The organism is Lachnoanaerobaculum sp. Marseille-Q4761 (genome assembly GCF_017565785.1).
Taxonomy (GTDB): Bacteria; Bacillota; Clostridia; order Lachnospirales; family Lachnospiraceae; genus Lachnoanaerobaculum.
The window spans coordinates 322,882-349,856 of sequence record NZ_JAGEKB010000001.1 but is presented as its reverse complement, the minus strand read 5'-3'; the positions used below and the strand labels follow the sequence as shown (position 1 = coordinate 349,856).

The window sequence follows — 26,975 nt, the reverse complement described above, 5'->3', positions numbered from 1 at the left end:
TCTTGCAGGTATAAGTCACAGAAGTGACCTTCCAAGGAGGTAAACATTCTTTGTCCTATCCTAAGAGATAATACCTTATGTTTTATCTGGTGTCTATCAGGAACCGTCAGACATGATAATTATTATGGATAACATCTGATGAAGGAAGAATCCCTTCTTTTGTTATCTGATTTATAGAAACTTATTAACCAAGTAGTCTTGATTGACTACATCATTATTATACTAGGAGGTGATTTCTTGATAAAAAAAAGAATAACGGCACTGGCATTGATTTTGTCAATGATTCAGCCCGTAAATATATTTGCTTATTCAACAAACCCGGCAAATCCTTCAGAGCAGGGTAAAACAGTGGCGGAGCTTAACGGTTACAGTGAAGAAGCATGGTCAAAGCTTATGGACAATACCTTGGAGTATGCGGAGATAGATGACCTTGTAAAAAATTTCAATGTAAATATTTCATCATCTTGGGATAAATTTAATGAGAATGTAAACAGCTTAAATACTGCCATTGATACCCTTAAAGCTTCAAGAAGAGATATGGAAAGCAGTGAGACGGCGGCAATCAATGACGGAGAAATTGAAAATGCAATGTTATATAAGGCACAGGCTAAGGGACTTGGATTAAGTATTCAGGCAATGAGTATTTCAAGGGATAAGCTTTCAAGACAGGTAAGTTCAACAAATGCACCTATAAGAAATGCACAGTCACAGGTGACAGCGGGTGTAAGGGCACTTATGATAGGATATAAGAATATAGAGGCACAGGAGCAGATACTTGATTTGATGGTAAAGATGTATGAGGAAATACTCTCTGCCACAACTCAGAGTAAAAATCTCGGACTTTCAACATCTACAGATATAACCAAGGCTATGAGTGAGCTTACAAATGCAAGAGCAAATCTAATCAGCCTCAGGGCAAATAAGGATAAGATTTATCGAAGTCTTATAAGTATGTGCGGCTGGAATCCCGATACGACAGTAAATATAGGCAGTATACCGGAACTAAGTGATGTAGAAATAAATGCACTGAACCCTGCTGTGGATATAAATACCGCCATAGGAAATAATGCGGCACTAATTGAAAAAAGACATAATACTTCTTCAAAATCCACTACATTTGTAGACGCCAAATTGTATCAGTCAGGCAAGGATGAAGATATGCTTCGTGCAAATATAAATCAAATATATGAAAAGATACTTGCGGATAAAAAAGCTATGGATGCCGCCGTGGTAGGTAATCAGGCAGCGGGGGCAAATGAAAATGCACTCGATATACAAAAAAAGCATGGAATGATTACCAATGCACAGTACCTTGGAGGCAAACTTGGTATATTGCAAAAAAGAGCGGAACTTGAAAGTGCAAAGCTTGAACTTAGAACGGACTATAATACATATATTCAGGCATTGGAGGGCAATGTGAGTATAGAATAAAGTTTATATTACAGAATAATATTTTACTATAAATAAACTTGACTTATTATTTTATAAATCTATAATATCAATTAAGTTAAACTTAATTTTTGCTTTAACTTTATTTGATATAATCAGCTAAATTAATAATATAACAATTCAGTTTAGGATTTGTTATGGAAATCAAAAGGAGGATATAAGAATGGGATTTTTAGATCAATTGGGTGATGCTGCAAAAAATATCGGAGCGGCTGCAGGTGACCTTGTAAAGCAGGTAGGTGAAAAGACCAGTGATGCTATAGAAATAAGCAAACTCAATTCAAAGATTTCGGCAGAGAAGGTTGAGATAGAAAAAGAAAAGAAGAAAATCAGTGAAGCTCTTTTTGATAAATTTGCAAAGGGAGAAGAAGTTCCTGAGGAGATAAGAGAATTTTGTGAGAATATAAAATTACATTTCTTAAATATAGACAGCCTTAAGGAAGAAATCGAAAAAGTAAAAACCACTGTAAGCAACAAGGCTGAGGAGGTAAAGGAAGCCGCTGAAGTTAAGGTTGAAGAGGCAAAGGAAGCAGCCGAAGATGTAAAAGAAGCTGTAGCTGACAAGACTGAAGAGCTAAAGGATAAGGCTGAGGATGTTAAGGATCAGGTTGTCGATACCGCTAAAGATGTTAAGGACGATCTTAAGGACAAGGTGGAAGATACAAAGGACAAGGCTGAAGAAGTAAAGGATCAGGTAGTTGATACCGCTAATGAAGTAAAGGAAGATATCAAGGAAGGTATCGACAATATTCAGAATTAAAACATTGATATTTATATAGAAATTGATTAAAATAAGAGAGTAAAGCCTCTATGGCTTTGCTCTTTTTACATAAGAGGGAAAAATATGTTTTAGCTCAGAAAAATATATTTTGGAGGTAGTAGTGAAAAAAAGAATTTTAGCAATAATGGCATGTGCAATATTGGCATTGTCGGCTTGTACAAAGGCAAATGTGAATGAAAGCAGTGTGGCAGGCAGTGAGAGCAGTGCGGCAGAAAGTAAGACCGAGGCAAGCAAAGCAGATACAAATGGGGAGAAGTCTGTGACTATAAAGCTTGGCGGAATGAAAGGTCCTACAAGTATGGGCTTTGTCAAGATTATAGATGATGCATCAAAGGGAAGCCTTGACTATAATGTGGAATTTGATATGGAAACCTCACCTGATGTAATGGCACCCAAGCTTTTGAGCGGGGAAGTGGATATTGCCGGATTACCTGCAAATATGGGCTCCGTACTTTTTAATAATTCCGACGGTAAGGTGGTTATGCTTGATATAAGCACGCTTGGTGTACTATATGTACTTGAAAAGGGAGAGCAAAGTGTAAAGAGTGTTGAGGATTTGAAGGGGAAGACAATTGTTGCACATGGTCAGGGTGCTACACCTGAATATATTCTCAGCTATGTTTTGGCGGAACATAGTATAGATATAAATACAGATGTGACTATGGACTGGAAGGCATCACCGGATGAGAGTCTGGCTGCTATTGAAAATATGGACAATGCAATTGTATTGCTGCCACAGCCGTTCGTAACCGTAGCACAAACAAAAATTGAAGGATTAAATACGGTGCTTGATCTTACAAAGGAATGGGATGCTATAGGAAAGGGCGGAAAGCTCGTTACTGCAGGTCTCTTTGTAAGAAAGGATTTCCTTGAGTCAAACAAGGAGCTGGTGGATAAATTCTTATCGGATTATACCGAATCAGTTAAATGGATCAATGAAAATGTGGAAGAAGCATCAAAGCTTGTGGAGGCAAATGATATTATAAAGGCACCTATTGCGGCTAAGGCTATACCATATTGCAATCTTGTATCCATTACAGGTGATGAGATGAAAGCCGCTACGGAAGATTATTTAAAGGTATTATTTGATCTGAATCCTAAGTCTGTGGGTGAAGCCCTACCGGGAGAAGAGTTTTATTATCTTGGTAAATAGTCTATGAGTAAAAATAAGATACATAAAATGACAGCAGTGCTTTTTGCACTGCTGTTTTGGCAGATAGCGGCAATGATTTTAAACAGATCCTTTCTCTTGTCATCACCCTTAGATGTGATAAAAGCATCTGTGGAGCTTGGAATAAGTCCGGTGTTTTGGCAGGGAATGGGTAAAAGTATAGTTAAAATAATTTTGGGATTTTTATCCGGTGCCGGTACCGGGATTTTATTTGCAGGATTATCATACCGATTTAAAATATTTGAAATATATATAGCACCTTATATTATGGTTATCAGATCGGTGCCAGTGGCATCATTTGTAATTATTATACTTATATGGCTTGGAAGCGAGGGACTTTCAATATTGGTGTGCTTTTTTATGGTAATGCCTATATTTTATGCAAATATATTGGAGGGATTAAAATCGGTTGATATAAAAATGCTTGAAATGGCAAAAATATTTGAAATAGGCAAAAAGGCAAAGCTTATATATATCTATTTGCCGGCACTTGAATCATTTTTGATATCGGCAGCTTTGGCATCAATCGGTATTGCTTTTAAATCAGGTATTGCCGCAGAGGTAATAGGCAGACCGAAAAACACATTGGGATTTTTCCTATTTGATGCAAAGGTATATCTGGAAACTGCCAAGGTTTTTGCCATCACATTGATAGTAATATTATGCAGTGCAGTATTTGAAAGATTGACGGTATTTATATTCAAAAGATTTTTTGATTTAATAAAGAGGTTTTATTGATGGTATTAAAAAATATATATAAAAGCTTTGGAAGTATAGAGGTTTTAAAGGATTTTAATCTGACTATAGCTGAGGGTGAGCATATTGCACTTATGGGAAAGTCGGGAAAGGGAAAAACCACTATTTTAAATATTATTATGGGTTTTGAGAAACCTGACAGCGGTGAGACTGATATTACAAAAAGTATATCTGCCGTATTTCAGGAAGACAGGCTCAGTGAAGATTTCAGTGCAATTTCAAATGTATGTTTGCTTAAGAAAAAGCAAAAGACTGCTAGGGAAATCCTTGATAAACTTGGTATTGAAAGTGAAAAAAGAGTAAATACCATGAGCGGTGGACAAAAAAGGAGAGTGGCACTTGCCAGAGGATTGGCAAAGGATGCAAAACTTTATATATTTGATGAGGCTCTAAAAGGGCTGGATGAAAAAACGAAAGCTATAGCAATGTCCGTGATAAATGAGTATACTAAGGGAAGAAGTGTACTTTTTGTTACACATGATATAAATGAAGCTAAAGAGTTTGCAGACAGGATAGTGGAGATTTAATTGCTATGGGAATAAAATTGGAAAAGTTTTTGGAGTGGCAGGTGGAAGGCTTATATAAGTGATGAAGAAGGTAAATTCTTACTTTGTAAAATGACAGAAAGGTAATATTGTGAATAATATAAAGAAAAAATATATAGCTTATATTATAATAGCGACCGTAATAATATATAGTATAGTGCGATATTTTAAGGCTGTTGAAGGCTATATAGTTAATATTACAAAAGCATTGGTGCCATTTGTAGCAGGGGCGATAATGGCATATATTATAAATATACTCATGGATTTTTATGAGGATTTGTTTTTGAAAAAGTTTCATAATAAAAAAATCATAAGAACAGTAGCAATAGCTTTATCAATAATTACTTTTGTATTGGTGATAGTATTACTTTTAGGACTTATAATACCACAGCTTATAAAAATAATAACTTCAATAATGTATGTAAAACCCGACTATATCAACAGCCTGATATCGGATATAGGCAATAATAAGTTTATAAATGATATTTTGAGCAGTATGAATATTGATATCAAAAATATAAATATCGCAAGCTATCTGACAAGGCTTATACAAAATGTAATGTCGGGAGTGGGAAATGTGCTCACGGGAGTTATAAGCGGTATATCAGGATTCTTTAATACCGTTATTTCTCTTTTTATGGCAGTGGTTTTTGCAATGTATATACTTGTGGACAAGGAAAGAATAGCATTGCAGGGGGATAAGCTGCTTAGAGCATTTATGCCGTCTCAAAGAGAAACTGTAATTGATACATTGCAGGTATTTAATACAAGTTTTAAAAATTATTTTATCAGTCAGGTAAAAGAGGCGATAATACTTGGAGTTTTACTCTATATTGTGATGCTTATAGCAAGATTACCTTATGCATCTTCAATATCCATATTGGTGGGAGTGACGGCACTTATACCTGTTATTGGTGCCTATGCGGGGCTTTTTATAGGTGCCCTGATGATACTTACAAAGTCCTTGCAGAGCATGGTAATTTTTATAATATTACATACAATAGTTCAGCAATTTGAAAACAATGTAATATATCCCAGGGTGGTCGGAAGTTCTGTAGGACTTCCGGGTATGTGGGTTATAGTGGCTGTGGCACTTGGCGGCAGTATGGGCGGAATCTTTGGGGTATTTGTGGCAGTACCCGTGGCGGCGAGCCTTTATTTTATATTAAAGAGAGAAACAGAGAAAAGATTATCAGACAATGTTTAGAATGCTGTCTATTTAAAGATAGTATAGGTAGTTACTGTACACGGGTAAGCTTGTCTTCTACATCTTAATCTATTAAACTTATGGAGTCTAACACGCCGTTCAGGCTCCATATTATCTATTAAAGATTTCCTTGACAGCAGTGTAAAGGTTTGGATTATTTTTCCGTACTCCAAGCAGCACACCCTTGCTCTGACATAATTCTTCGATGCTTTCAAAGCTTCGAAATGTCATTGCAAAAGTCTGCTTCCTCTTATAATCTCTTAAACAGCGTTCTGCTGTATTGTTTGTAGTTGGCACCCTCATATCATGCAGGAAGAGTAGATGTTGCGCTTTATATTTCTGCATCCGGCGATACAGATTGTATCCATCACGATAATAAGGACTTGGCTCATGAAGTATGTACTCTTCCCCAGCTTTTTCAAGGATTTCTTGGTACTTTCCTTCAAAGTCAGATACGATCTTGGGATCTAAATGTGCATCATCTGCATGCTCATTTCTGTAATGTACCATTTCCCGGATTAGTTCTCTCATCTTGCGGTGCCAGGTCAAAGATGGCTCATTTTCCATGCTGTCTTTCAGATACCGTTGTACATGTGCGAGACATTCCTGATGGGCATTGCCATACTTATAAAAGGTGATTTCGTGGTCGTGTACCAAAATACCTTGGAAATCCTCTGTTACAGTTCCCTTTACACCTTCATGCCCCTTTTTCTCACGGGCGAAGTAAAGAACATTCTGTTCATCCGGTGTTGCACATACATATACATATGCACTTTCTCCGTTTACCCTAGCATTTGTACAGTCTGTATGCATAACCGCAGAAGACAGCAGGTCTGCAAAGATCTTTTTTTGCTCTATTTTTGTTTTTTTTGAGAACTCATGGCAGAGTTTATTTATCATGCCTCCTGATATTTTCAGTTTTCCACCGGTAAGATCTGACAGAAAACGACTGCTTTTGTCAATAGAAACAGCACAGTCTGTGTTTAACAAAAACAAAAGTGCCTTGATGCTGCCATCATAGTTCACATCGTCAACAACACCACTTGGAAAAGCCGCATGGATTCGCTCTCCGGTCGTGGAATTGTAGTATACATCCGCTTGATATTCTGTTACATTCATAATCAACTCAACAGAAACGAGCTGCTTGATAATAGTCTTATTTGTCTTCTTAAAACCCGGATCTTTTGCCACCTCTTTTGGTGCCGGAAGGCAAATGACCTGAGTTGGTATCTGTTTCTTTCTTCCATGGTGGGCATGGCCCGGCTGTGCCCCGGGTTTTCTTCCGGTACACTCACGATTATTTGGAATTTTACTGCGGTTTCTTGATTGTGATGACGGAATGGAGGAATTCTCATAGTCACGGTTTAGCTGTGCTAAAAGTTTTTTATTTCGTCCTTTCTCATCATCAAGCTGAGTTTTTAATTCGCTGTTTTCACGGCAAAGGTCAGTAATCTTAGACAACGCCTGTTCCCTGTCACGTTCTGATAACAACCACTTCTTTTCTTTCTCTTTTAACCCACGTTTCAACTCTTTCATTGATGCATGTAGTTCTTTAAGTGCGTCCTCGTATGCTTCTTCACACCATTTCCATGCATTTTTTACATCCCTATGAAGACCTTCAATAACAAGGTTTAGTTGCTTTATCTGCCTACGATACTCATCGATCAACTTTTGATGTTCCCTTTGAATCTGCTTAAAGCGCTCACCTGATTTAAAATCGGCAACTTCCTTTTTTAGTATTTTGTTTTCCTGTTGTAAAGCACCAATATATTCAAAGGGAATTCTCATTATGATTTCTCCAGTTCCTTGATTATTTTATTCTGATTATTAACAATTCGCTCCAAAAGATATATTTGCTCTTTCTGAGCTTCGATTGTTTCCAAAAGTACCTTGTTTTCCTTTTCGTATTCCTTACATAATGTTTTTTGTAAGGCTAAAAGCTGTTCTATCTTACCGGAAATATGATTCATATACTCACCTCATTTCATGGTAAGATTATATCAGAAATGTTGTATTTATGCGAATTTGACGACAAAGTCCCTTCGTTATTTTGCCATGTTCATAACTCTTAAAAAAAACCATGTTCAAACACAGATTGTGTAGAACTATCCACAAATGATAGTGAAATCATTCTGTATAGGATAGATATAGATAAAATCTGTTGATAACTTAAATACAAAAAATTCGGTTGGCAGAGTTACCAACAAAAACTCTACTAACCGAATCACTCATAATAAAATAAGAAAATAATTTTCGGCATTTTTCACAATGGGAATATACTACCCGTGTACAGTAACTATAGGTAAGAAGTATATGTTAAATCTATATTACATTTGCTTGATAAATCCACACTAAACCTTTATAATCGTGGTTAGGGAGAACAAGGTATTATGCAATATATCTTGAAAGCAGAGGGTTTTTATGCCGAATACAAAAAAAGAACATGAGCCTGATGAGAAAAATCCTTTTATAAAGCAGACCATTATAGAGGATAAAAAAGGCCGCAATAGAAGTTTAATCTCAGCAGCTTGTCTTGCTATTGTTTTTGGAATGGTTGCAGGTCCAAGTATGGCATTGACATCATATATTATAAACAAAAATATGGCAGGTAAAAAATCAAAGACAACTATAGAGATACCTACAGAGGAGAGCAGCATTGAAACGGCCGAGGAGACAGAATCTTCAGAACATGTAGAGGACATAGTGGCATCGGCTATAGAGAGTATTGATTTGAGTGAGAAAAACTTGGAGCATATGTATGAAGCTCTAAGCAGAGTTGCAGAAAATAAAGACAGTACAATAGTAAAAATAAATGCCATCACCACAGACACTGATTGGTTCAATAATACATTGCAAAATGAAAGCAGTTATTCGGGAATCATAATAGCAAAGTCGGGTGATAGCTTTGTTGTTTTGACTCCAAATATATCTATTGAAGGCGGTATAATAGTAGAATTTTTTGACGGAAGTGTCAAAGAAGCTACCGTACTTGGAACAGATCAGCTGACAAATCTTATGATACTCTCAGTGGATATTTCCTCAATGGATGAAAAGGTAAAAAGTATAGAGCCTATAGTACTGGGTAATTCATATCAGTTGAAAAAAGGTGCATTTATACTCGCTATAGGCAGTCCGGTGGGAGTATCAAGAAGTATGGATATCGGTAATATAACCGCTATTGAAAAGAATGCAAGCTTCTTTGACGGATATGGAAGAGTAATATATTGTGATAAGCATTTAGACAGTATAGGTACATTTCTTATAGATACATCAGGAGATTTGGTAGCCGTGGTTTCAAATCTGGATGATAATTCGTCCATATCCATGGCATACGGTATATCGGATTTGAAAATGCTTATTGAAAATATGACAAATGGTGTAGGTTCTTCTTATTTGGGAGTGAGGGCGCTTGATATAGACAAGGCAAAGGCACCGGAAAATATACCGAACGGAGTATATGTTTCGGAGGTGAGAGCTGACTCTCCGGCGTATAATATAGGGATACAATCAGGGGATATAATATCCAAGATTGGAGATGAGGAAGTAAACTCTATAATAGGGTTTAAAAATATAATGGAAAAGCTAAAACCGAACCAAGTTATAAATATCAAAGTGAATCGTTCCGGTAAAGATGGATTTACAGAATTGGATTTTGAGACAACTATTGGTGCCAGGAGCTAGAAGGGTAGAAAATGAAATTTATTGAAAGCTTAAAAGAAGGAATGCATATTTCAGAGGTTTATCTTTGCAAATCTAAAACAATTGCAATGTCAAAGACCGGTAAAGAATATGCGAGTCTTAGTTTGCAGGACAAGACAGGAAGCATTGATGCAAAGATATGGGATCTGTATTCTCCGGGAATATCCGATGTGGATGCTATGACCTTTGTGGTGGTAGATGCTGAAGTTACATCTTTTAACAATACATTGCAGCTTAAGGTGGCAAGGATAAGAGAGGCGGATGCAAAGGAATATACCGCATCCGACTATGTACCTGTATCAAAAAAAGACATTGAAAAAATGTTTGCTGAATTAAAAGAAAAGATAAAATCAGTAAAAAATCCTTTCTTAAATAAGCTTTTAACCGCTATTTTTATTGAGGACTTTGAATTTCAAACCACATTCAAAGCATCTTCGGCGGCAAAGACTGTACATCATGGTTTCCTTGGCGGACTTTTGGAGCATACTCTGGGAGTTGCAAAGCTTTGTGAGTATTTTTGTGAGAATTACAGCTCATTAAATCATGATTTACTTATTACATCCGCACTTTGCCATGATATAGGAAAGACCAGAGAACTGTCGGCATTTCCTGCAAATGATTATACTGATGAAGGTCAGTTGGTGGGGCATATAGTGATAGGAGTGGAGATATTAAAAACTCATATTGATAAGATCCCCGGATTCCCGAAAAAGCTTTCAAATGAGCTGATACATTGTATACTGGCACATCACGGAGAACTTGAATACGGTTCTCCAAAAAAGCCGGCAATTATAGAGGCATTGGCACTCAATCTGGCAGATAATGCGGATGCAAAGATGGAGACCTTTATAGAACTTTTGGCACAGGGACAGGAAGGTGCTACAGGCTGGCTCGGCTATAATAAGTTACTTGAGAGTAATTACAGAAAGACAAGTGTATAATATAGCTATATTCTACACTTTAATATATTTGTTCAATAGTCTGAATAGAGGTAGGGAATAACTTTAGAAAACATTATAACGGAGATATATGAAAACTGACAATGCATTAAATTACAAAAAAGGTGAAATGATAACAGTTGATATAACAGACTTTGGAGAAAATGGCGAAGGCATCGGAAAAACCGATGCCTTCACATGGTTTATAAAAGATACTGTTATAGGAGACAAGGTCATAGCCAAGGTGATGAAAACAAAGAAAAGCTATGGATATGCCAGACTTGACAGTATAGTTAAGGAAAGTCCCGACAGAGTAAAAGCCAAATGCCCTGTGGCAAGAAGCTGTGGAGGATGCAAATTGCAAAGCCTTGACTACAGAGCGGAGCTTAGACTTAAGCAAAACAAAGTGGAAAATCATCTAAAGCGAATAGGTGGATTTGACCTATCAAATGTAGAGATAGAAGAAATTATCGGAATGGAAGAGCCATACCGATACAGAAATAAATCCCAATTCCCTTTCGGAAGAAAGAACGGAAAAAATATCACAGGTTATTTTGCAGGCAGAACTCACAGTATTGTAGAGTTTGATGACTGTATTATCGGTATAGAGGAAAATAAGGCTGTACTTAATACCGTGCTTGATTTTATGGATAAGTATAGGGTGGATGCCTACAATGAGGAAGATGGAAGCGGCATAGTAAGGCATGTACTTATAAGAAAAGGCTTTGCTACAGGAGAGCTGATGGTATGTGTGGTAATCAATGCCGATAATTTGTCGCATAACAGGGAACTTGTGAAAAGTCTGAGTAGAGTTCTTGGTGATGATCTAAAATCAATTTCCATAAATATAAATAAGAAAAACACGAATGTGATCTTGGGTGATAGGACATTTACCATATATGGCAGAGAATATATAGAGGATTATATAGGAGATGTAAAATTTAGAATATCACCTCAGTCATTTTATCAGGTAAATCCTGTACAAACCAAGAAATTATATGGCAAGGCACTTGAATATGCCGCACTGACCGGTGAAGAAACAGTCTGGGATATGTACTGCGGTATAGGTACGATTTCACTTTTCCTCGCAAAATCTGCAAAGTTCGTCTACGGTGTCGAGATAGTAGATGCCGCCATACAAAATGCAAGGGAAAACGCCATGCTTAACAATATAGAAAATGTAAAGTTCTTTGTAGGTAAGGCGGAAGAAATCATAACAGGCGAATACGAAAACGGAAATATAAAAGATATAGATGTCATAGTGGTAGACCCGCCAAGAAAGGGGCTTGATAAACTTGCAATAGACACAATGCTGAAGCTCCTGCCAAAAAGAATCGTATATGTAAGCTGTGATTCCTCTACACTGGCAAGGGATTTAAAGATGCTGTGCGAGAAGGAATATGAACTTAAGAAACTTACGGTAGTGGACCAGTTTTCTAGGAGTTATCATACGGAGACGGTAGCATTATTGTCCAAACTTGATGTCGATAAACATATAGATGTTGAAATTAAGCTTGATGAGCTTGATTTGACAAGTGCTGAAAGTAAAGCGACTTATGCACAAATCAAGGAATATATATTGGAAAAGTTTGATTTAAAGGTTTCGACACTCTATATTGCACAGATTAAAAAGAAATGTGGAATTATACTGAGGGAGCATTATAATAAATCAAAAAAAGAGAAACAGGTTATTCCACAATGCACACCGGAAAAAGAGGAAGCTATCATGGATGCGTTAAAGCATTTTAAAATGATTTAGTAGAAATGGAGGGTATTTATGAGATGGATATTAAAAATAATCTTATTTCCAATTAGCTTGCTGTTAAGTATCCTCACTGCATTTCTGACATTCCTGCTCGGCATAGGAACAACTATTCTATATTTCTTGATGCTGATGTGTATCGTTGCTGCAATAGGATCATTTATGCAAAAAGATATATCACTTGGTATTGAGGCATTGGTATTAGGATTTTTGTTAAGTCCATATGGAATACCGATGGTCGGAGCAACAGTTATAGCCTTTCTTAAAGGTATAAATGAAGTAATAAAATCAATCTGAAAAATTTCATAAAAATGGTTACCAAAGGCGATAGAAGAAAACTATCGTCTTTTTCTTTGCAAAATTTTAAGGAAAGGAGGTGAAGCGATGGACTTTGACTATTTCTATAACAGAGAAGCGGAAAGATTTAATTTCTTAAAAGTTCCGGAGATATTGGTTGATGGAGAAGAATTTAAGGGATTATCTGCCGAAGCAATTATCCTTTATTCAATGCTTCTTAAACGGACAGGAATGTCTTTTAAGAATAACTGGATAGACAAAGATGGCAGGGTATTTATCTATTTTACTGTTGAAGAAATTATGAGAAGAAGAAATATCTCAAAGCCGACAGCTATAAAAACATTAGATGAACTCGATATGAAAAAAGGAATCGGACTGATTGAAAGAGTAAGGCTTGGGCTTGGTAAGCCGAATGTCATATATGTTAAAGACTTTATGAGCATATTAGCGGTAAAAGAAAATGGCTTTCAGAAGTCAAAAAACTTAACTTCAGAAGTAAAAGATTTTAACCTCAGAAGTAAAGAAAATGAACTTCAGGAAGTTCAAAATCTTGACTCTAACTATATAGAGAATAATAAGAGTAAGTATAGTAAGAGAGAATATAGTTTTGGTGAAAACGGGCTTGGAACATTTCAAAATGTATTTTTAACGGCAGAAGATATATCCGATTTACAAATCATAATGAACTCACAGCTTGATAATTACATTGAGAGATTATCTGCATATATCAAAAGCACCGGAAAGACCTATAAAGACCATAAAGCGACAATCCTTTCTTGGTTTTATAAAGATCAGGGGAGAGGAAAAGAAGTGAAAACATCAAATATCCCGACATGGGAAGAATATGATAAAGGAGAACACCTATGATGAAAGAATTAGAAAAAGTAATGATAGAAGATGTAGAGTATTCTTACGATCCTGAAAAAGAATATATCAAGGACGGACACGCATTTTGTAAAGTTTGCCATGAAAGAAAAGACGGAAAAGTGATGGAGTTCTTTGATAACAAGATGATATTTAAGATTTCTTGCAAATGCGATAGAGATAGAGAGGAAAGAGATAAAGAAAGACAAAAGCAGATGGAGATTGAACGATTAAAGAGTAGCTGCTTTAACTCGATTATTCAGTGGTCATACACATTTGAAAATTATCAGGGAGAAGAAAATCAAAGCCTTATCATTGCAAAGAACTTTGTAAAAGACTATGAGGAAATGAAAAAAGAAAATATCGGACTTCTTTTTTATGGCTCAGTAGGTAGCGGAAAGACCTATCTTGCCTGCTCCATTGCAAATAGCCTTATTGAACAGTATCAAATAGGCGTTAAAATAAGAAATTTTGCACAGATTATCAATGAACTGCAAAAGGGAGGATTTGATTTTGACAAGAACGCATATATTGAATCCCTTGTAAATACTTCCGTTCTTATCTTGGATGACTTAGGAATAGAAAGAGATACAAGCTATGCCAAAGAGCAAGTATATAACATCGTGAATAACAGGTACTTAAAACAGAAACCGACTATCTTCACTACTAACCTTTCCTACGACACAATCCAAAATTGTAAGGATAGCGTAGAGTATCAAAGAATCTACTCAAGAATCATAGAGATGTGTATTCCTGTTATGGTTGTAGGAGAAGATTTTAGAAAGGTTATTCAAAAGGACAAACTGAATCGGAATAAGGACAGACTGCTGAATGGAGGTGAGAGAAGTTGATCAATGAAGAAATAGCAAGAAAAACACTGAATATGGAAGTTAGAGCTGCTAAAGTAACAGGAAAGCTAATTCTGAACTTGTTAAAGAAATTGATGAAAGAAGCAGAAAAACTTGGAGGACTTGAAAAGCTGGTTAATACTAACGGAAATGAAGTAAAGCTAAAAGATATGGTTAAAAAGGGGCAGCTTGAAGAAATTCCAGTTGAAGAAGCAGAACTTAAGGAACTCAAAAAGGAACTTAATCGGTATGGGGTAAAGTTTTCAGTCATGAAAGATAAGGAAAGTGGGAAATACTCAGTATTCTTTCAAGCTAAAGATATGAAGGTTATGGACAAAGCATTTAAGCATGCCCTTTCAGAATCAGAAAAGAAAACGGAAAGGAAGGAGTTCATTCATAAGAATATTGAGAAGTTTAAGGAGATGGCTAAAAACTCTGTTTCTAAAGATAAAATCAAGAATAAACAAAAGGAGCAGAGCCTATGATAGATAAAATATTAAAGGACATAAAAGGCTTATTTAAGGTGCAAGATAAGGTAAAGTTTGCAAAGCAAAACATTCCCTATCTTGCATTTTTCTATATTGGGAATATTTTCTCCTATCATGTGAGAAGCTATACCGGCGGAGATGTAATAGACAGGATATTTCAAGGAATACTTGAGCTTAATACGATGAGTTTTATCCCAAGCATACATCTTATTGATATACTGGTAGGAGTTGGAGTAGCAGCCTTAATTAAATTTATTGTCTATACCAAAGGTAAAAACGCCAAGAAGTTTAGACAAGGAAAAGAGTACGGCTCGGCAAGATGGGGAAATAAAAAAGACATCGAGCCGTACATGGATGAAAAGTTTCAAAACAATATCTTGCTCACTCAAACAGAACGATTAACTATGAATGGCAGACCGTCTAATCCAAAGTATGCAAGGAATAAGAATGTACTTGTTATAGGAGGATCAGGAAGTGGTAAGACTCGATTTTTTGTAAAACCCAACCTTATGCAAATGCACAGCAGCTATTGTGTTACCGATCCAAAAGGTACGATCATTCTTGAGTGTGGCAAAATGCTTGAAGATAACGGATATGAGATAAAAATTTTAAATACCATTAACTTCAAAAAAAGCATGAAATACAATCCATTTGCTTATATTCGTTCTGAGAAAGATATATTAAAACTTGTTCAGACTATCATTGCAAATACCAAAGGTGAGGGAGAAAAGGCAGGTGAGGATTTTTGGGTAAAAGCCGAGAAACTCTACTATACAGCCCTTATCGGATATATCTTCTATGAGGCACCAAGAGAAGAAAAGAACTTTGCAACCCTTCTTGATATGATAGACGCTTCAGAAGTCAGAGAAGATGATGAAACCTATATGAATCCGATAGACAGACTCTTTGAAGCATTGGAAAAGAAAGAGCCTACACACTTTGCGGTGAAGCAATATAAAAAGTACAAATTGGCAGCCGGAAAAACAGCGAAGTCTATTCTTATCTCTTGCGGTGCAAGGCTTGCTCCCTTTGATATTCAGGAACTTAGGGACTTGATGCAAGAAGATGAATTGGAACTTGACACATTAGGTGATAGAAAGACTGCCCTCTTTGTTATTATCTCGGACACCGATGATACCTTTAACTTTGTAGTGTCTATTATGTACTCACAGTTATTTAACCTACTTTGTGATAAGGCAGATGATGTTTATGGAGGCAGATTACCTATCCATGTGCGTTGTCTTTTGGATGAGTTTGCAAATATCGGCTTAATTCCAAAGTTTGAAAAGCTCATTGCAACCATTCGTTCCAGAGAAATATCCGCAAGTATCATTTTACAAGCACAATCTCAGTTAAAGGCAATCTACAAGGATAACGCCGATACAATTGTAGGTAATTGTGATAGTACCCTATTTTTAGGCGGAAAAGAGAAAACAACTCTAAAAGAGCTATCAGAAACGCTTGGTAAAGAAACCATAGACCTATATAATACTTCTGAAACAAGGAGCAATCAAAAGAGTTTCGGATTAAATTATCAAAAGACGGGGAAAGAGCTGATGAGTCAGGACGAAATAACAGTAATGGACGGCAGTAAATGTATCTTTCAACTTCGTGGTGTTCGCCCTTTCCTATCGGATAAATTTGATATTACAAAGCACAAGAACTATAAGCTACTTGAGGATTATGATAAAAAGAACCTGTTTGATATAGAAAGCTATATGAAAAGAAGGGGCAAGGCTAAACTAAATAAGAATACGGTTATTATGAAGTTATAGCTGTTAGATATTATTTGCATTTGGTATAATAATCAAAGAGAAATACACAAGGAGGAAACATTATTGAACGATAAAGAACTGATAGGAAAGGTTCATTCCTCAATGTATCACCAATTAAAAAAAAGGCTATGCTACGGCGGTGGATGTCTTGATGGATTTGGAAATACTTTCAAAGACCGACTATGAACTTTGGAGAAATGGAAAAGTTTTGTATTTGGAAAAAGTATGCAAGGTCAATCTTAAAAAATTGTCTACAATACTGCATGAAATGAGGGTATATGCAAAGAAAGGAAATTTGAAGCTCTCCCCTTGTGTATATAAGAAATGGGCGTTTAAGAAAAAGAACGGGCAAGGGAAAAATCCGGTTATCAAACTACGATTTAGTAAGAGCGGTTCGGAAGATATTGAAAAATGGTATGCCACTCACTTTGTAGACACGAAGAAGATAGAAAAGATGAAAGAAGAAAAACAAGTAAATAACAGTGATGATAAGCAGTAAGTCTAAAAATAGATTTGCTGCTTTTTTCATGCTCAGAAAATCAGGAGGTAAAATGAACAGGATCAGAAGTCCTACTTAATAAAACAGAATGAAACAGGCAAAAACTGAACAGCAGTGTTATGGAGCGATTGGAAAATAAAACTTTCAGTCGCTTTTTTTAATTGAAAAGAAAAGGAGAAATTAAAAATATGAAGCAGGAAATGATGAACATCAATGCCAACTTGGTTGCAGAGCCTACTTTCTCAAGTTTTGAAAAAGACGGAGAAACGGTAGAAGTCGTTAATTTTGCACTTGTAAAGAAGTACGGGAAAGGCAAGGAATATATCAACTGTGCCGCTTACGGTGAGAAGGTAGAAACAGCAAAAGACTTTGAAAAAGGCGATCTCATTCATATCTTTGGATATTTCAAAGAGCGTGAAAAAGACGGTAAGACTTACAAAAACTTTGTAGTGAAGTCATACAACAAAATTGAGAAGAAAGAAAATAAGGAGGAAGAATAAAATGGAATTTTTTACACAGGCAGTAGATGTACTGAAAGTATTGGTAATGGCGGTAGGAGCAGGACTTGGAGCATGGGGTGTGATCAACCTGATGGAAGGTTACGGGAACGACAACCCCGGCGCAAAGAGCCAAGGCGTAAAGCAGCTTATGGCAGGAGGCGGTATCGTCCTTATCGGCTTAAAACTCATTCCGCTTCTTGCAAATGTACTAAAGTAAGAAGAAAAGGAGCGATGAAATGTTTGGGATATTCGACAAGATAGAAGAATTTTTCAAGGAGCTTCTACTGGGCGGTATCCAAGCAAACTTAGAGTCTATGTTTCTTGACATTAACAATCAGGTTGGGAAAGTGGCAGCAGATGTAGGACAGACACCGATGGGATGGAACGGAGAAGTATTTAACTTTATCAAAAGTATTAACGACTCCGTCATTATTCCAATAGCAGGACTAATCATAACGGCAGTCCTTTGTATTGAGCTCATCAATATGGTCATGCAAAAGAACAATATGCACGATACGGACACCTTTGACTTTTTCAAATACATCATCAAGATGTGGATTGCCGTATGGTTAGTATCCCATGCCTTTGAATTTTCGATGGCAGTCTTTGATGTGGCACAAAGTATGGTAAACAAAGCGGCGGGGGTGATTAACACCTCTGCTGTTGTTTCTGGAGATCAAATTGTTCAGATGGTAGAAGCTTTAAAAGATAAGGGACTTGGAGAACTCATTATGATTCTCTTTGAAACCTCACTGATCAAGGTTGCCATACAGGGAATCTCCATTGTCATCATGCTCGTTGTGTATGGAAGAATGTTTGAAATCTATGTTTACTCATCGGTTTCAGCCATACCTTTTGCGACAATGGGAAACAAAGAATGGGGACAGATCGGAACAAACTATATCAAAGGACTGTTTGCTCTTGGATTGCAAGGACTCTTTTTAATGGTTTGCCTTGGAATTTACGCAGTATTAGTTAAGACAATACAGATTACAGACATTCATACCAGTACCTTTACGATACTTGGGTATGCAATTTTGCTGGGACTGATGATGTTAAAAAGCGGAACACTGGCAAAAAGTGTATTAAACGCACACTAAAAAAGAAAGGAAAGATAGTATGAAGAAAAGAAAAACAATATGGAAAGCAGCCCTTCTTGTAACAGGCATTGCCTTTGTGATGGATAGCATAAAAAAACATAAGAAAATGAAAGAATTGAGCGAAAGAATCACAAGAATCGGACATTGTCATAATGATTTTTGTCTGATGCAGGGAAGAATCAATCAAAGCACAGAGGAACAGCTTGCCAGTATTCAGGAAGAAATCGGCTCCGTATATGAACACATGGAGGAGCTGTCAAAGGAAAAAGAAGATGGGAGGTAAGCTATGGCGTATGTACCGATCCCGAAAGACTTAAAGAAAGTAAAAACGAAGGTCGCTTTTAACTTAACCAAAAGACAGCTAATCGGCTTTACTTTCGCAGGACTGGTAGGAATACCGGTCTATTTATTTATGAGAAAGTTTGTAGCAAATGATATAGCAATTCTATTTCTCATCGTGTCCACACTTCCCATTTTTTTCATTACACTGTTTGAAAAAGACGGACTGACCTTTGAAAAGTATTTTAAGTATATCTATTTACACAAGTTTTACCAACCGCAAAAGCGTGTGAGAAAGGAGGTTTACCTTGAACAGCAAAAGAAAAATTCAGCAGCTAAAGCTCACGCAAAACAAAAAGGCGTTAAAAGCAAGAAAACAGGAATTAAAGCAAGATAAAACAAAGATAAAAAAAGAGAAAGGCGGATTTTTAAGCCTTATCTTTAAGAAAGAGACGAAACGCCATACCGTAGAAGATACCCTTCCCTATCTTAGAATGTTGAAAAGCGGGATATGCCAGAGTGATGAAAGGCATTTCAGTAAGAGCATTGTCTTTGATGATATTAACTATCAGCTTGCCTTAGAGGAAGATCGAGATTTGATTTTTAATCAGTTTGCCAACTTCTTAAATTCCTTTGATCCGAGTGTCGGGATTGAACTTTCCTATATCAATCAGCTTGGAAGAAACGAAGAAATGCAGTCGGCAATTCAGATACCGGATAAAAAAGACGGTTTTGACGAGATACGCCTTGAGTTTCGAGAAATGCTAAAAAATCAGATTGTAAAGGGAAATAACGGGCTTAGAAAATCAAAGTACATTACTTTTACCGTCGAAGCGGACAATATGGAGCAGGCAATCTCAAAATTGGAAAGACTGGAGATTGACATCTTATCTTCCCTAAAAAGTATGGGCGTGCGTGCAGAAAGCCTAAACGGAGAAGAAAGGCTCAAGATACTTCACGATGTATTAAATCCGGGCAAGACCTTTGAGTTTTCCTACAAAGACCTAAAGAAAAGAGAAAGCACAAAGACATATATTACACCTGATGAATTCAACTTTACACCGAGCAGATACTTTAAGTTCGGGAAGTTTATCGGAGCGACAAGCCATTTTCAAATCCTTGCCAGTGAACTTTCAGATCGAATGCTTGCCGAGTTTTTGGATATTGATGATAACATCAATATCTCGTTTCATATCAGGGCGATAGAACAGAGCGAAGCCATTAAGATGGTAAAAAGGAAAAATACCGATATTGATAAGATGCGAATTGAGGAAAATAAAAAGGCGGTAAGAGCGGGTTATGATATGGACATCTTACCGTCAGACTTAATCACCTATGGGGAAGATGTAAAAAGCCTTTTAAAAGACTTGCAGACAAGAGATGAGCGTATGTTTGTCGTAACCATTGTCTTTATGAACTTCGCAAGGACAGTACAGAAACTGGAAAATGCCATTGCACAAATCAGCTCCATTGCCAATAAGCATAATTGCAAGATAAAAAGACTTGACCATGCACAGGAGCAAGGACTTATAAGCGTACTTCCTCTTGGCGTGAATAAGCTGGAGATTAACAGAGGCTTAACTTCCTCATCAACAGCCGTCTTTATACCGTTTACCACAGAGGAGCTTTTCATCAATTCAAGTAATAGCTTATACTATGGACTAAATGCTTTAAGTCATAACCTGATTATGGCGGATCGAAAGAAATTAAAGAATCCCAATGGGTTAATCTTAGGAACACCCGGAAGTGGTAAGTCGTTCTCGGCAAAGCGTGAGATGGCAAATGCCATTTTGGTAACGGACGATGATGTCATCATCTGCGATCCGGAGGGCGAATATGGCAACCTTGTGCGTCAGTTTAACGGAGAGGTCATTAAGGTCAGCAGTAAATCAAAGGATTACCTCAATCCCCTTGACATCAATATGAACTACGGCGATGGAGATGCACCGTTAAAAGACAAGGCAAACTTCATTATGTCTATGCTTGAACTTGTCGTTGGAGGAAGCGGACTGACGGCAGAAGAAAAGTCGGTTATAGACAGGTGCTTACCGAAAATCTATGAAAATTATTTTAACGAACCTGAACCGAAAAACATGCCTATCTTACAAGACCTATACGATATGTTAAAAAATCAGGAAGAAAAGGTCGGGAAAAAACTGGCAACGGAGATGGAGATTTATGTAACAGGTTCTCTTAATGTCTTTAACCATCAGTCCAATGTGGACTTAAATAAACAGCTCCTTTGTTTCGATATTAAGGAATTGGGATCGCAACTTAAAAAAATAGGTATGCTTGTGATTCAGGATCAGGTTTGGAATAAGGTATCCCAAAACAGAGGAAACAAGGCAACAAGGTATTACATCGACGAATTTCACTTACTTCTAAAAGAAGAACAGACCGCCTCTTACTCCGTAGAAATATGGAAGCGTTTCAGAAAATGGGGAGGAATTCCGACCGGCATTACGCAGAATGTCAAAGACTTACTGATGAGTAAGGAGATAGAAAATATCTTTGATAACACCGATTTCGTACTTATGCTCAATCAAGCGTCAGGAGATCGGGAAATCTTGGCAAGAAAACTGAAAATCTCCAAACCGCAGCTTAAATATGTTACCAATTCCAATGCGGGAGAAGGACTGTTATTCTTTGGGAATACCATTGTTCCCTTTATTGATAAGTTTCCAAAAGATACCATTCTCTATCAGAAGATGACAACGAAACCCGAAGAAGTGAGGTGATAGCTTGTGGAAAAGAAATTAAAGCGAGATTTTAAGGAAAGGCAAAAAATCAAAGAGGAAGCAAAACTGTTAGGGAAAGAATATATGGATGCGGATGAAGTCGGCAAATTAAAGCATGGCGATGATTACAGAGGAAAGATTATCCACGAGAAAGACAGGTTTCAGGACAAGATCCACGAAAAGGAAAGCAAAAGAAATTTCGAGAATGAAATTCAGCAAGGAAGTCCTAAAAGAAAGGTAAAACAACCTAAAAATGTTGTAAAAGACAAGGAAACAGATACCTCAAAAGAAGATAATAAATCCCCTCTTGTATCCGGCGATGAAAACAGTGCTTCTACTTCCTTTACGAACGATGAAACAACAGCTACAAATGATGAAACAACAGTTGGTGAGAGAATTTCTGTACCAAAAAGCGTAAAAAAAGAGAATATCTTTCCTCAAAGGTCAAATGAAAATTTCTTTGAAGAACAAAAAGCCGAGCTTTTAAAGAAAAGAAAAATGGCTGAAAAGGTCAGAAAAGAGTTAAGAACGGAAGGAAAGTATAGTCAAAATGAAGAAGTCTACGATCCTTTAGGAAAAGACCTTGATAATGATGGGATCATCGACAGGTATGACAATGACTTTAAGGACAGCGACTATTTTGAATCGACTTATGATGTGGAAGATAATCTTCATACCAAAGAAACAGAAAACTCCTCTCGAAATCACAATGCTCAAAAGAAGCGGTATAAACGAAAAAACTACTCGGATAAGCTCTATACAAGGAAAAAGGAAGATAATACCGCAGACGATAAGACGGAAGGGAAAAAGTCTTCCAAAGAGATGATTCAGGACAGAGAAAAGAAAAAACCTGCGAAGGTATCCGTTCTGTCAGGCTTAGCAAAAGGAAGTGAAGCGGTAAGGGATTACTTATCCCATGGCAGTGATGAAAATCAGGGTGTGGAAACAGGAGAAAAGATTGCAGACGGCAATTCAAAATTACTTCATGGGATAAAAAACTATGCCGATAAGAAAAAGGCTAAAAAAAGCTATAACCTAAGCAAAAAAGATTACAAGATACGAAAGCGTAAATCCAAGTTGGAGTTTCGGGAAGCCAAAGAGGAATTAAAGAAAACAAAGGAATATAAGCAAGCAAATGCCTTTAAGAAGTTTCAAAAGAAAAAGCAGATGAAATCCGCTATTGGAAAACGAAATAAATCAAGGCTTAGAGATCGTATCAAAGAAAGTCTGATCGGAACACTGAAAAGCTCAAAAGAAATGCTGATACGAAAAGCAAAGGGACTTATGATGATTGTCATAGGTCTTATTATTTTGGGGACTTTTATCATTCAATTTGCAGGCACCTCCATGACCGGAATGATAAATTCTACAAGCGGCGTATTAACTACAACCTATCTTTCAGACCAAAATGTACTAAGTGAAATCAATCAACAGTTTTCGGGATTGGAAGAAGGTCTGCAAGATGAAATCAGTTCCGTAGAGTCCAATTATCCCGGCTATGATGAATATCTCATAGAAAAAGAGGGAGAAATCGGACATAACACCCATGAGCTTTTATCCTATATCACTTCAAGATGTGGAGAAATTAAGGATTCAAAGGAAGTTCAAAGTATCATCCATGACCTTTTTACAAAGATGTATGATTTATCTTATCGGGAAGAAATTGAAATCCGATACAGGACAGTTACGGAAACATATACCGATGAAGATGGCAATGAGCATACCGAAAGTCATGAAGAAGCTTATGAGTATAAGAAGCTCATAGTAACTCTGAAAAAAAGAGAAATGGACAGTGTTGTAAGAGAAATCTTTGCAGAGTATCCCGATAATGTTCTTCACTATGAAGCCTTGCTTGCCTCTAAAGGAAATATGGAAACTGTCTTTGGAAGCGGAAACGGAAATTTATCGGAGATTGTAGACAATCCCGACTTTTCAAATCCGGGAATTGCCTTTGACGATATAACGGTGAAGGCACTGTTTAACGAAGCGGAAAAGCATATCGGAAAGAGATATGTTTTTGGGGCGAACGGGCCGAATAACTTCGACTGTTCGTCCTTTGTGTGCTGGAGCTTTACCCACTCGGGAGTAAAAAATATGCCACGAACAACCGCTTGGGGAATTTACAAAACTTACTGCAATTCCGTATCACCATCGGAAGCAAAGGCGGGAGATATTATCTTCTTTAAGAATACCTACGACAGCGGCTCCCCTATTTCTCATGTCGGCATTTATGCAGGAAACGGAATGATGATTCATGCAGGAGATCCGATTCGCTTTGTCAGTATCAATACACCTTACTGGAGGGAGCATTTCTATGGCTTCGGCAGAGTTAAGTAAAGAAAGGACGGTAAAATGTGAAAAAAGAACTTACAGCAGTGAAAAACAAAATTCAAAAGTTAAAGGATAAAAAGGCTCTGATTGATGAAGAATTGGAGCCTTTATTGATTCGTGAAGAAGAACTTGAAAATGAGGAGATTATTGCCATATGCAGAAAAAACAATATCACAATTACAGATTTAATGGCAAAGGTTAAAGAGGAACAAACGGAAATAAAAAAGGAGAAAAATCATGAGAACAGTTATGAAAAATAAGGTATTTACAAGGTTAATGACAGCGTTACTTCTTGCTGTTACGGTCATTATGGCAGCTTACCCATCGGTAGCCTATGCACAGATTGATGAAAAAGAAGCAGCACAGGAAACACTAAAAGAAGAACCGAAAAAACCGGAAATTACAGTTATTAAAAAGGAAGAAGAAAAAGAAGTGCGTTATCCCAACAAATTGACTGCAAAAGAGCCGGAGAATTTAAAGCAAAAAATGGCTTCAAACGGAGAAACAACCAATACCAATAAAGGGCTTCCGACCGAGCCTACCAAATCAAGGGCAAGTGTTACGGAGAATGTAAATAATGCCAATCAGGAGTATCCCATTCATCATGGAGATAGTAGTGATAACAAAGAAACGGATAAATATTCTGCGGATGCCAGACAGTTTATTACCTTTCAGACCAAGAACGGAAAGACCTTTCACCTCATCATCAATCATGATGAACAGGGAGAAAATGTTATGCTTCTTACCGAAGTTTCGGAAGATGATTTGCTTAATATGGTAGAAATCAAGGAAAAACCGAAAGAAGTGGTCAAGGAAGAACTCATAAAGGACGAACCGAAAGAAGAAGCAAAGCCTGAAAAAAAGGAAGAAAAAAACAGCACTGGAACATATATCCTGCTTGCTCTTGTAACTTTGGGGGCATTGGGAGCAGGATATTATTTTAAGGTGGCAAAAAAGAAAGAAGATAAGGAACTGGAAGCCTTTGAGGAAGATGATGATTTTTTCTCGGAAGCGGAAGGTAGTGAAGAAACGGAAAATGAAGAAGTTGAAAATCAGGAGACGGAAGATGAAACAGATGACAGTGAAGATGAATTAGAAGAATAATTCTTCACGAAAAACATATAATATTCAGAACATAACACAGGGCGGAAGAATCACAACTTTCGCCCTATTTTACTGAAAACAAGGAGGAAAAACGATATGGAACTTGTGATAGCAGAAAAACCGAGTGTTGCCCTATCAATAGCCAAAGTGATTGGGGCAAAGAATAAAAAAGATGGATATTATGAGGGAAACGGATACAGGGTAAGCTGGTGCGTGGGACATTTAATACAAATGGCAAATCCCGATTCTTATGATGAAAAGTATGCAAAATGGAATATTGACGACTTGCCGATTATTCCAAGTGAATATCAGTATGATGTGGCAAAGGCGACAAAAAAGCAGTTTAACACCCTGAAAAAGCTGATGAATGATAAGGAGATTGATACAGTTATCAATGCCTGTGATGCAGGACGGGAGGGAGAAGCAATCTTCAGACTTGTATATCTTCAAGCAAACTGCAAAAAGAAGATGAAAAGGCTTTGGATTTCATCAATGGAAGATTCTGCAATTAAAGAAGGCTTTGATAATCTAAAAGACGGAAAAGACTATGACAATCTCTTTGAATCGGCTCAAGCAAGAGCAATCGCCGACTGGCTTGTCGGAATGAATATCAGCAGGCTTTATTCCTGCTTGTATAAGCAAAATTATAGTGTTGGCAGAGTTCAGACACCGACTCTTGCCATGATTGTAAAAAGAGATTACGAGATAACTAATTTTAAGAAAGATAAATACTACACAGTGGAGCTATCTATGAACGGCTTTATACTTTCGACTGAGCGAATTGATGATGAGGTTGCTGCTGAACAGCTAATCAATTTAGTTGGCGATAAGATTGAAATCACTGATGTTATCCAAAAAGAGAAAATTACAAAGCCTGATTTACCATTTGACCTTACGACACTTCAAAGAGAGTGCAATAAGTATTTTGGATATAGTGCCAAGCAGACACTTGATTATGCCCAAAGCCTTTATGAGAAAAAGCTCATCACCTATCCAAGAACAGACAGCAGATGTTTAACAGAGGATATGATTGTAAGTACGGTCAATAACATTTTGGGTAAAAATGACTTTGATACAGAGCGTATTAGGGTAGTATTTGATTCTAAAAAGGTTACAGATCATCACGCTATTATTCCGACAGTAAGCTCACTGAGTGAAGCTTTATCGGGCATTCCTGAGAGTGAAGCAAAGGTATATAGGCTTATTTCTAATAAGCTTCACGCAAGTGTAGGTTATCCATTAGTGGAAAGCACAACAAAGATTATAGCTGAATTTGACGGTTTTGAATTTACAAGTTCAGGTAAGGTAATTAAGGATGAAGGCTTTAGCAAATACCTTAAAGAATACAAGTCTAAGAAGAATGAGGACACAGAGCTTCCTAATGTAAGTGTTGATGATGTTTTAAGCATTGAAAATAAAGAGATTAAAGAAAAATTTACCCAACCTCCCAAGCACTTTACTGAAGATACGCTTCTAAAGTCTATGGAGATCGCAGGAAATGACGCACTTGAAAAAGGTGTAGAAGTGGAAAGAAAAGGTCTTGGCACACCTGCAACAAGGGCAGGAATTATTGAAAATCTAATCTTTAAGGGCTTTGTAGAAAGGGATAAGAAAAATCTTGTAGCCACGCATAAAGGGATTAGCCTTGTAACAATAGTATCCGATACCTTTAAATCAGCAGAAACAACAGCAAAATGGGAAATGGAATTATCGGATATTGCTCAGGGAAAATCTTCAAAGGAAGAATTTTTAGAAGCGATTGAAAATGAGCTAAAAGAGGCTGTTCTGATATACGCAAAGTAAGAGGCAACTAATTTCAGAGTGGAAAAAATCCTCTAAAAATG

Annotated in this window: 27 protein-coding genes; 25 read left to right on the top strand and 2 right to left on the bottom strand. The window is 36.9% G+C overall.

Annotation, left to right across the window (positions count from 1 at the left end; genetic code table 11):
* Positions 1 to 237: 237 nt before the first annotated feature.
* From J4O15_RS01655 to J4O15_RS01630, 6 genes are all read left to right on the top strand, one after another.
* The gene (locus tag J4O15_RS01655; RefSeq protein WP_208099439.1) at positions 238 to 1,431 is read left to right on the top strand and encodes a TolC family protein; all 1,194 of its coding nucleotides are present in this window, start codon (positions 238 to 240) and stop codon (positions 1,429 to 1,431) included.
* A gap of 181 nt (positions 1,432 to 1,612) precedes the next feature.
* Positions 1,613 to 2,209: a hypothetical protein gene (locus tag J4O15_RS01650; protein WP_208099438.1), complete on the top strand. Its 597-nt coding sequence runs from the start codon at positions 1,613 to 1,615 to the stop codon at positions 2,207 to 2,209.
* A 121-nt stretch (positions 2,210 to 2,330) separates the two neighbouring features.
* Positions 2,331 to 3,383, top strand: a complete 1,053-nt coding sequence (locus J4O15_RS01645; RefSeq protein ID WP_330638595.1) for an ABC transporter substrate-binding protein — start codon at positions 2,331 to 2,333, stop codon at positions 3,381 to 3,383.
* Positions 3,384 to 3,386: 3 nt separating this feature from the next.
* Positions 3,387 to 4,139, top strand: a complete 753-nt coding sequence (locus tag J4O15_RS01640; RefSeq protein WP_208099437.1) for an ABC transporter permease — start codon at positions 3,387 to 3,389, stop codon at positions 4,137 to 4,139.
* Entirely contained in the window at positions 4,139 to 4,684 is a 546-nt protein-coding gene (locus J4O15_RS01635; RefSeq protein WP_208099436.1) for an ATP-binding cassette domain-containing protein, read from the top strand. Before J4O15_RS01640 ends, J4O15_RS01635 begins: the two co-directional genes overlap by 1 nt.
* A gap of 175 nt (positions 4,685 to 4,859) precedes the next feature.
* Entirely contained in the window at positions 4,860 to 5,909 is a 1,050-nt protein-coding gene (locus J4O15_RS01630; RefSeq protein WP_330638594.1) for an AI-2E family transporter, read from the top strand.
* A 111-nt stretch (positions 5,910 to 6,020) separates the two neighbouring features.
* Here J4O15_RS01630 and J4O15_RS01625 read toward each other — a convergent pair whose 3' ends face one another.
* Positions 6,021 to 7,697, bottom strand: a complete 1,677-nt coding sequence (locus tag J4O15_RS01625; RefSeq protein ID WP_208099434.1) for an IS66 family transposase — start codon at positions 7,695 to 7,697, stop codon at positions 6,021 to 6,023.
* Positions 7,697 to 7,879 (bottom strand): hypothetical protein, encoded by a 183-nt coding sequence (locus tag J4O15_RS01620; RefSeq protein WP_208099433.1) that lies wholly within the window; start codon positions 7,877 to 7,879, stop codon positions 7,697 to 7,699. Before J4O15_RS01620 ends, J4O15_RS01625 begins: the two co-directional genes overlap by 1 nt.
* Positions 7,880 to 8,330: 451 nt before the next feature.
* On the opposite strand from J4O15_RS01620, the gene J4O15_RS01615 reads away from it, so the two are divergent.
* The 19 genes from J4O15_RS01615 (at position 8,331) to J4O15_RS01525 (ending at position 26,934) form a co-directional block, all read left to right on the top strand.
* Complete coding sequence (locus J4O15_RS01615; RefSeq protein WP_208099432.1) at positions 8,331 to 9,590, top strand: S1C family serine protease; 1,260 nt, start codon at positions 8,331 to 8,333, stop codon at positions 9,588 to 9,590.
* An 11-nt stretch (positions 9,591 to 9,601) separates the two neighbouring features.
* Positions 9,602 to 10,549, top strand: coding sequence for a 3'-5' exoribonuclease YhaM family protein (locus tag J4O15_RS01610; protein ID WP_009219839.1), 948 nt, complete (start codon positions 9,602 to 9,604; stop codon positions 10,547 to 10,549).
* Positions 10,550 to 10,637: 88 nt separating this feature from the next.
* A complete protein-coding gene (gene rlmD / locus J4O15_RS01605) occupies positions 10,638 to 12,305 on the top strand; it encodes a 23S rRNA (uracil(1939)-C(5))-methyltransferase RlmD (RefSeq protein ID WP_208099431.1) in 1,668 nt (555 codons plus the stop codon).
* 18 nt (positions 12,306 to 12,323) lie between these two features.
* Positions 12,324 to 12,605, top strand: coding sequence for a CD1845 family protein (locus J4O15_RS01600; RefSeq protein WP_040883069.1), 282 nt, complete (start codon positions 12,324 to 12,326; stop codon positions 12,603 to 12,605).
* Positions 12,606 to 12,692: 87 nt separating this feature from the next.
* Positions 12,693 to 13,472, top strand: coding sequence for a replication initiator protein A (locus J4O15_RS01595; protein ID WP_007516467.1), 780 nt, complete (start codon positions 12,693 to 12,695; stop codon positions 13,470 to 13,472).
* Entirely contained in the window at positions 13,469 to 14,320 is an 852-nt protein-coding gene (locus tag J4O15_RS01590; protein WP_208099430.1) for an ATP-binding protein, read from the top strand. The genes J4O15_RS01595 and J4O15_RS01590 overlap by 4 nt, the downstream gene beginning before the upstream one ends.
* Complete coding sequence (locus J4O15_RS01585; protein ID WP_117281196.1) at positions 14,317 to 14,802, top strand: PcfB family protein; 486 nt, start codon at positions 14,317 to 14,319, stop codon at positions 14,800 to 14,802. The genes J4O15_RS01590 and J4O15_RS01585 overlap by 4 nt, the downstream gene beginning before the upstream one ends.
* Positions 14,799 to 16,580 carry a VirD4-like conjugal transfer protein, CD1115 family gene (locus J4O15_RS01580; RefSeq protein WP_061748908.1) on the top strand — a complete coding sequence of 594 codons (1,782 nt, stop codon included), beginning with the start codon at positions 14,799 to 14,801 and terminating at the stop codon, positions 16,578 to 16,580. The genes J4O15_RS01585 and J4O15_RS01580 overlap by 4 nt, the downstream gene beginning before the upstream one ends.
* Positions 16,581 to 16,731: 151 nt before the next feature.
* The gene (locus tag J4O15_RS01575) at positions 16,732 to 17,079 is read left to right on the top strand and encodes a hypothetical protein (RefSeq protein WP_243761922.1); all 348 of its coding nucleotides are present in this window, start codon (positions 16,732 to 16,734) and stop codon (positions 17,077 to 17,079) included.
* 188 nt (positions 17,080 to 17,267) lie between these two features.
* Positions 17,268 to 17,579 (top strand): hypothetical protein, encoded by a 312-nt coding sequence (locus tag J4O15_RS01570; protein WP_061748909.1) that lies wholly within the window; start codon positions 17,268 to 17,270, stop codon positions 17,577 to 17,579.
* A 1-nt stretch (position 17,580) separates the two neighbouring features.
* Positions 17,581 to 17,796, top strand: a complete 216-nt coding sequence (locus J4O15_RS01565) for a Maff2 family mobile element protein (protein ID WP_000394207.1) — start codon at positions 17,581 to 17,583, stop codon at positions 17,794 to 17,796.
* A 19-nt stretch (positions 17,797 to 17,815) separates the two neighbouring features.
* The gene (locus J4O15_RS01560; protein WP_061748910.1) at positions 17,816 to 18,679 is read left to right on the top strand and encodes a VirB6/TrbL-like conjugal transfer protein, CD1112 family; all 864 of its coding nucleotides are present in this window, start codon (positions 17,816 to 17,818) and stop codon (positions 18,677 to 18,679) included.
* Positions 18,680 to 18,698: 19 nt separating this feature from the next.
* The gene (locus J4O15_RS01555) at positions 18,699 to 18,962 is read left to right on the top strand and encodes a hypothetical protein (RefSeq protein WP_036741967.1); all 264 of its coding nucleotides are present in this window, start codon (positions 18,699 to 18,701) and stop codon (positions 18,960 to 18,962) included.
* Positions 18,963 to 18,965: 3 nt separating this feature from the next.
* Positions 18,966 to 19,355, top strand: coding sequence for a PrgI family protein (locus tag J4O15_RS01550; RefSeq protein WP_208099429.1), 390 nt, complete (start codon positions 18,966 to 18,968; stop codon positions 19,353 to 19,355).
* Positions 19,267 to 21,696 (top strand): VirB4-like conjugal transfer ATPase, CD1110 family, encoded by a 2,430-nt coding sequence (locus tag J4O15_RS01545; RefSeq protein WP_208099428.1) that lies wholly within the window; start codon positions 19,267 to 19,269, stop codon positions 21,694 to 21,696. The genes J4O15_RS01550 and J4O15_RS01545 overlap by 89 nt, the downstream gene beginning before the upstream one ends.
* A gap of 84 nt (positions 21,697 to 21,780) precedes the next feature.
* Positions 21,781 to 24,033 (top strand): C40 family peptidase, encoded by a 2,253-nt coding sequence (locus tag J4O15_RS01540; RefSeq protein WP_243761985.1) that lies wholly within the window; start codon positions 21,781 to 21,783, stop codon positions 24,031 to 24,033.
* 17 nt (positions 24,034 to 24,050) lie between these two features.
* Positions 24,051 to 24,287 carry a hypothetical protein gene (locus J4O15_RS01535; RefSeq protein ID WP_061748915.1) on the top strand — a complete coding sequence of 79 codons (237 nt, stop codon included), beginning with the start codon at positions 24,051 to 24,053 and terminating at the stop codon, positions 24,285 to 24,287.
* Complete coding sequence (locus J4O15_RS01530) at positions 24,265 to 25,131, top strand: CD1107 family mobile element protein (protein ID WP_061748916.1); 867 nt, start codon at positions 24,265 to 24,267, stop codon at positions 25,129 to 25,131. The genes J4O15_RS01535 and J4O15_RS01530 overlap by 23 nt, the downstream gene beginning before the upstream one ends.
* A 96-nt stretch (positions 25,132 to 25,227) precedes the next feature.
* Positions 25,228 to 26,934, top strand: a complete 1,707-nt coding sequence (locus J4O15_RS01525; RefSeq protein ID WP_208099426.1) for a DNA topoisomerase 3 — start codon at positions 25,228 to 25,230, stop codon at positions 26,932 to 26,934.
* The last annotated feature ends 41 nt before the right edge of the window (positions 26,935 to 26,975 follow it).

What these genes read in the sequence shown, in the direction of transcription:
- J4O15_RS01540 (WP_243761985.1), top strand. Translation starts at nt 21,781, where the DNA reads ATGGATGCGGATGAAGTCGGCAAATTAAAGCATGGCGATGATTACAGA.
- J4O15_RS01640 (WP_208099437.1), top strand. Translation starts at nt 3,387, where the DNA reads ATGAGTAAAAATAAGATACATAAAATGACAGCAGTGCTTTTTGCACTG.
- J4O15_RS01650 (WP_208099438.1), top strand. Translation starts at nt 1,613, where the DNA reads ATGGGATTTTTAGATCAATTGGGTGATGCTGCAAAAAATATCGGAGCG.
- rlmD (WP_208099431.1), top strand. Translation starts at nt 10,638, where the DNA reads ATGAAAACTGACAATGCATTAAATTACAAAAAAGGTGAAATGATAACA.
- J4O15_RS01610 (WP_009219839.1), top strand. Translation starts at nt 9,602, where the DNA reads ATGAAATTTATTGAAAGCTTAAAAGAAGGAATGCATATTTCAGAGGTT.
- J4O15_RS01565 (WP_000394207.1), top strand. Translation starts at nt 17,581, where the DNA reads ATGGAATTTTTTACACAGGCAGTAGATGTACTGAAAGTATTGGTAATG.
- J4O15_RS01580 (WP_061748908.1), top strand. Translation starts at nt 14,799, where the DNA reads ATGATAGATAAAATATTAAAGGACATAAAAGGCTTATTTAAGGTGCAA.
- J4O15_RS01615 (WP_208099432.1), top strand. Translation starts at nt 8,331, where the DNA reads ATGCCGAATACAAAAAAAGAACATGAGCCTGATGAGAAAAATCCTTTT.
- J4O15_RS01555 (WP_036741967.1), top strand. Translation starts at nt 18,699, where the DNA reads ATGAAGAAAAGAAAAACAATATGGAAAGCAGCCCTTCTTGTAACAGGC.
- J4O15_RS01635 (WP_208099436.1), top strand. Translation starts at nt 4,139, where the DNA reads ATGGTATTAAAAAATATATATAAAAGCTTTGGAAGTATAGAGGTTTTA.
- J4O15_RS01560 (WP_061748910.1), top strand. Translation starts at nt 17,816, where the DNA reads ATGTTTGGGATATTCGACAAGATAGAAGAATTTTTCAAGGAGCTTCTA.
- J4O15_RS01525 (WP_208099426.1), top strand. Translation starts at nt 25,228, where the DNA reads ATGGAACTTGTGATAGCAGAAAAACCGAGTGTTGCCCTATCAATAGCC.
- J4O15_RS01595 (WP_007516467.1), top strand. Translation starts at nt 12,693, where the DNA reads ATGGACTTTGACTATTTCTATAACAGAGAAGCGGAAAGATTTAATTTC.
- J4O15_RS01590 (WP_208099430.1), top strand. Translation starts at nt 13,469, where the DNA reads ATGATGAAAGAATTAGAAAAAGTAATGATAGAAGATGTAGAGTATTCT.
- J4O15_RS01575 (WP_243761922.1), top strand. Translation starts at nt 16,732, where the DNA reads ATGGATTTGGAAATACTTTCAAAGACCGACTATGAACTTTGGAGAAAT.
- J4O15_RS01550 (WP_208099429.1), top strand. Translation starts at nt 18,966, where the DNA reads ATGGCGTATGTACCGATCCCGAAAGACTTAAAGAAAGTAAAAACGAAG.
- J4O15_RS01620 (WP_208099433.1), bottom strand. Translation starts at nt 7,879, where the DNA reads ATGAATCATATTTCCGGTAAGATAGAACAGCTTTTAGCCTTACAAAAA.
- J4O15_RS01600 (WP_040883069.1), top strand. Translation starts at nt 12,324, where the DNA reads ATGAGATGGATATTAAAAATAATCTTATTTCCAATTAGCTTGCTGTTA.
- J4O15_RS01625 (WP_208099434.1), bottom strand. Translation starts at nt 7,697, where the DNA reads ATGAGAATTCCCTTTGAATATATTGGTGCTTTACAACAGGAAAACAAA.
- J4O15_RS01530 (WP_061748916.1), top strand. Translation starts at nt 24,265, where the DNA reads ATGAGAACAGTTATGAAAAATAAGGTATTTACAAGGTTAATGACAGCG.
- J4O15_RS01570 (WP_061748909.1), top strand. Translation starts at nt 17,268, where the DNA reads ATGAAGCAGGAAATGATGAACATCAATGCCAACTTGGTTGCAGAGCCT.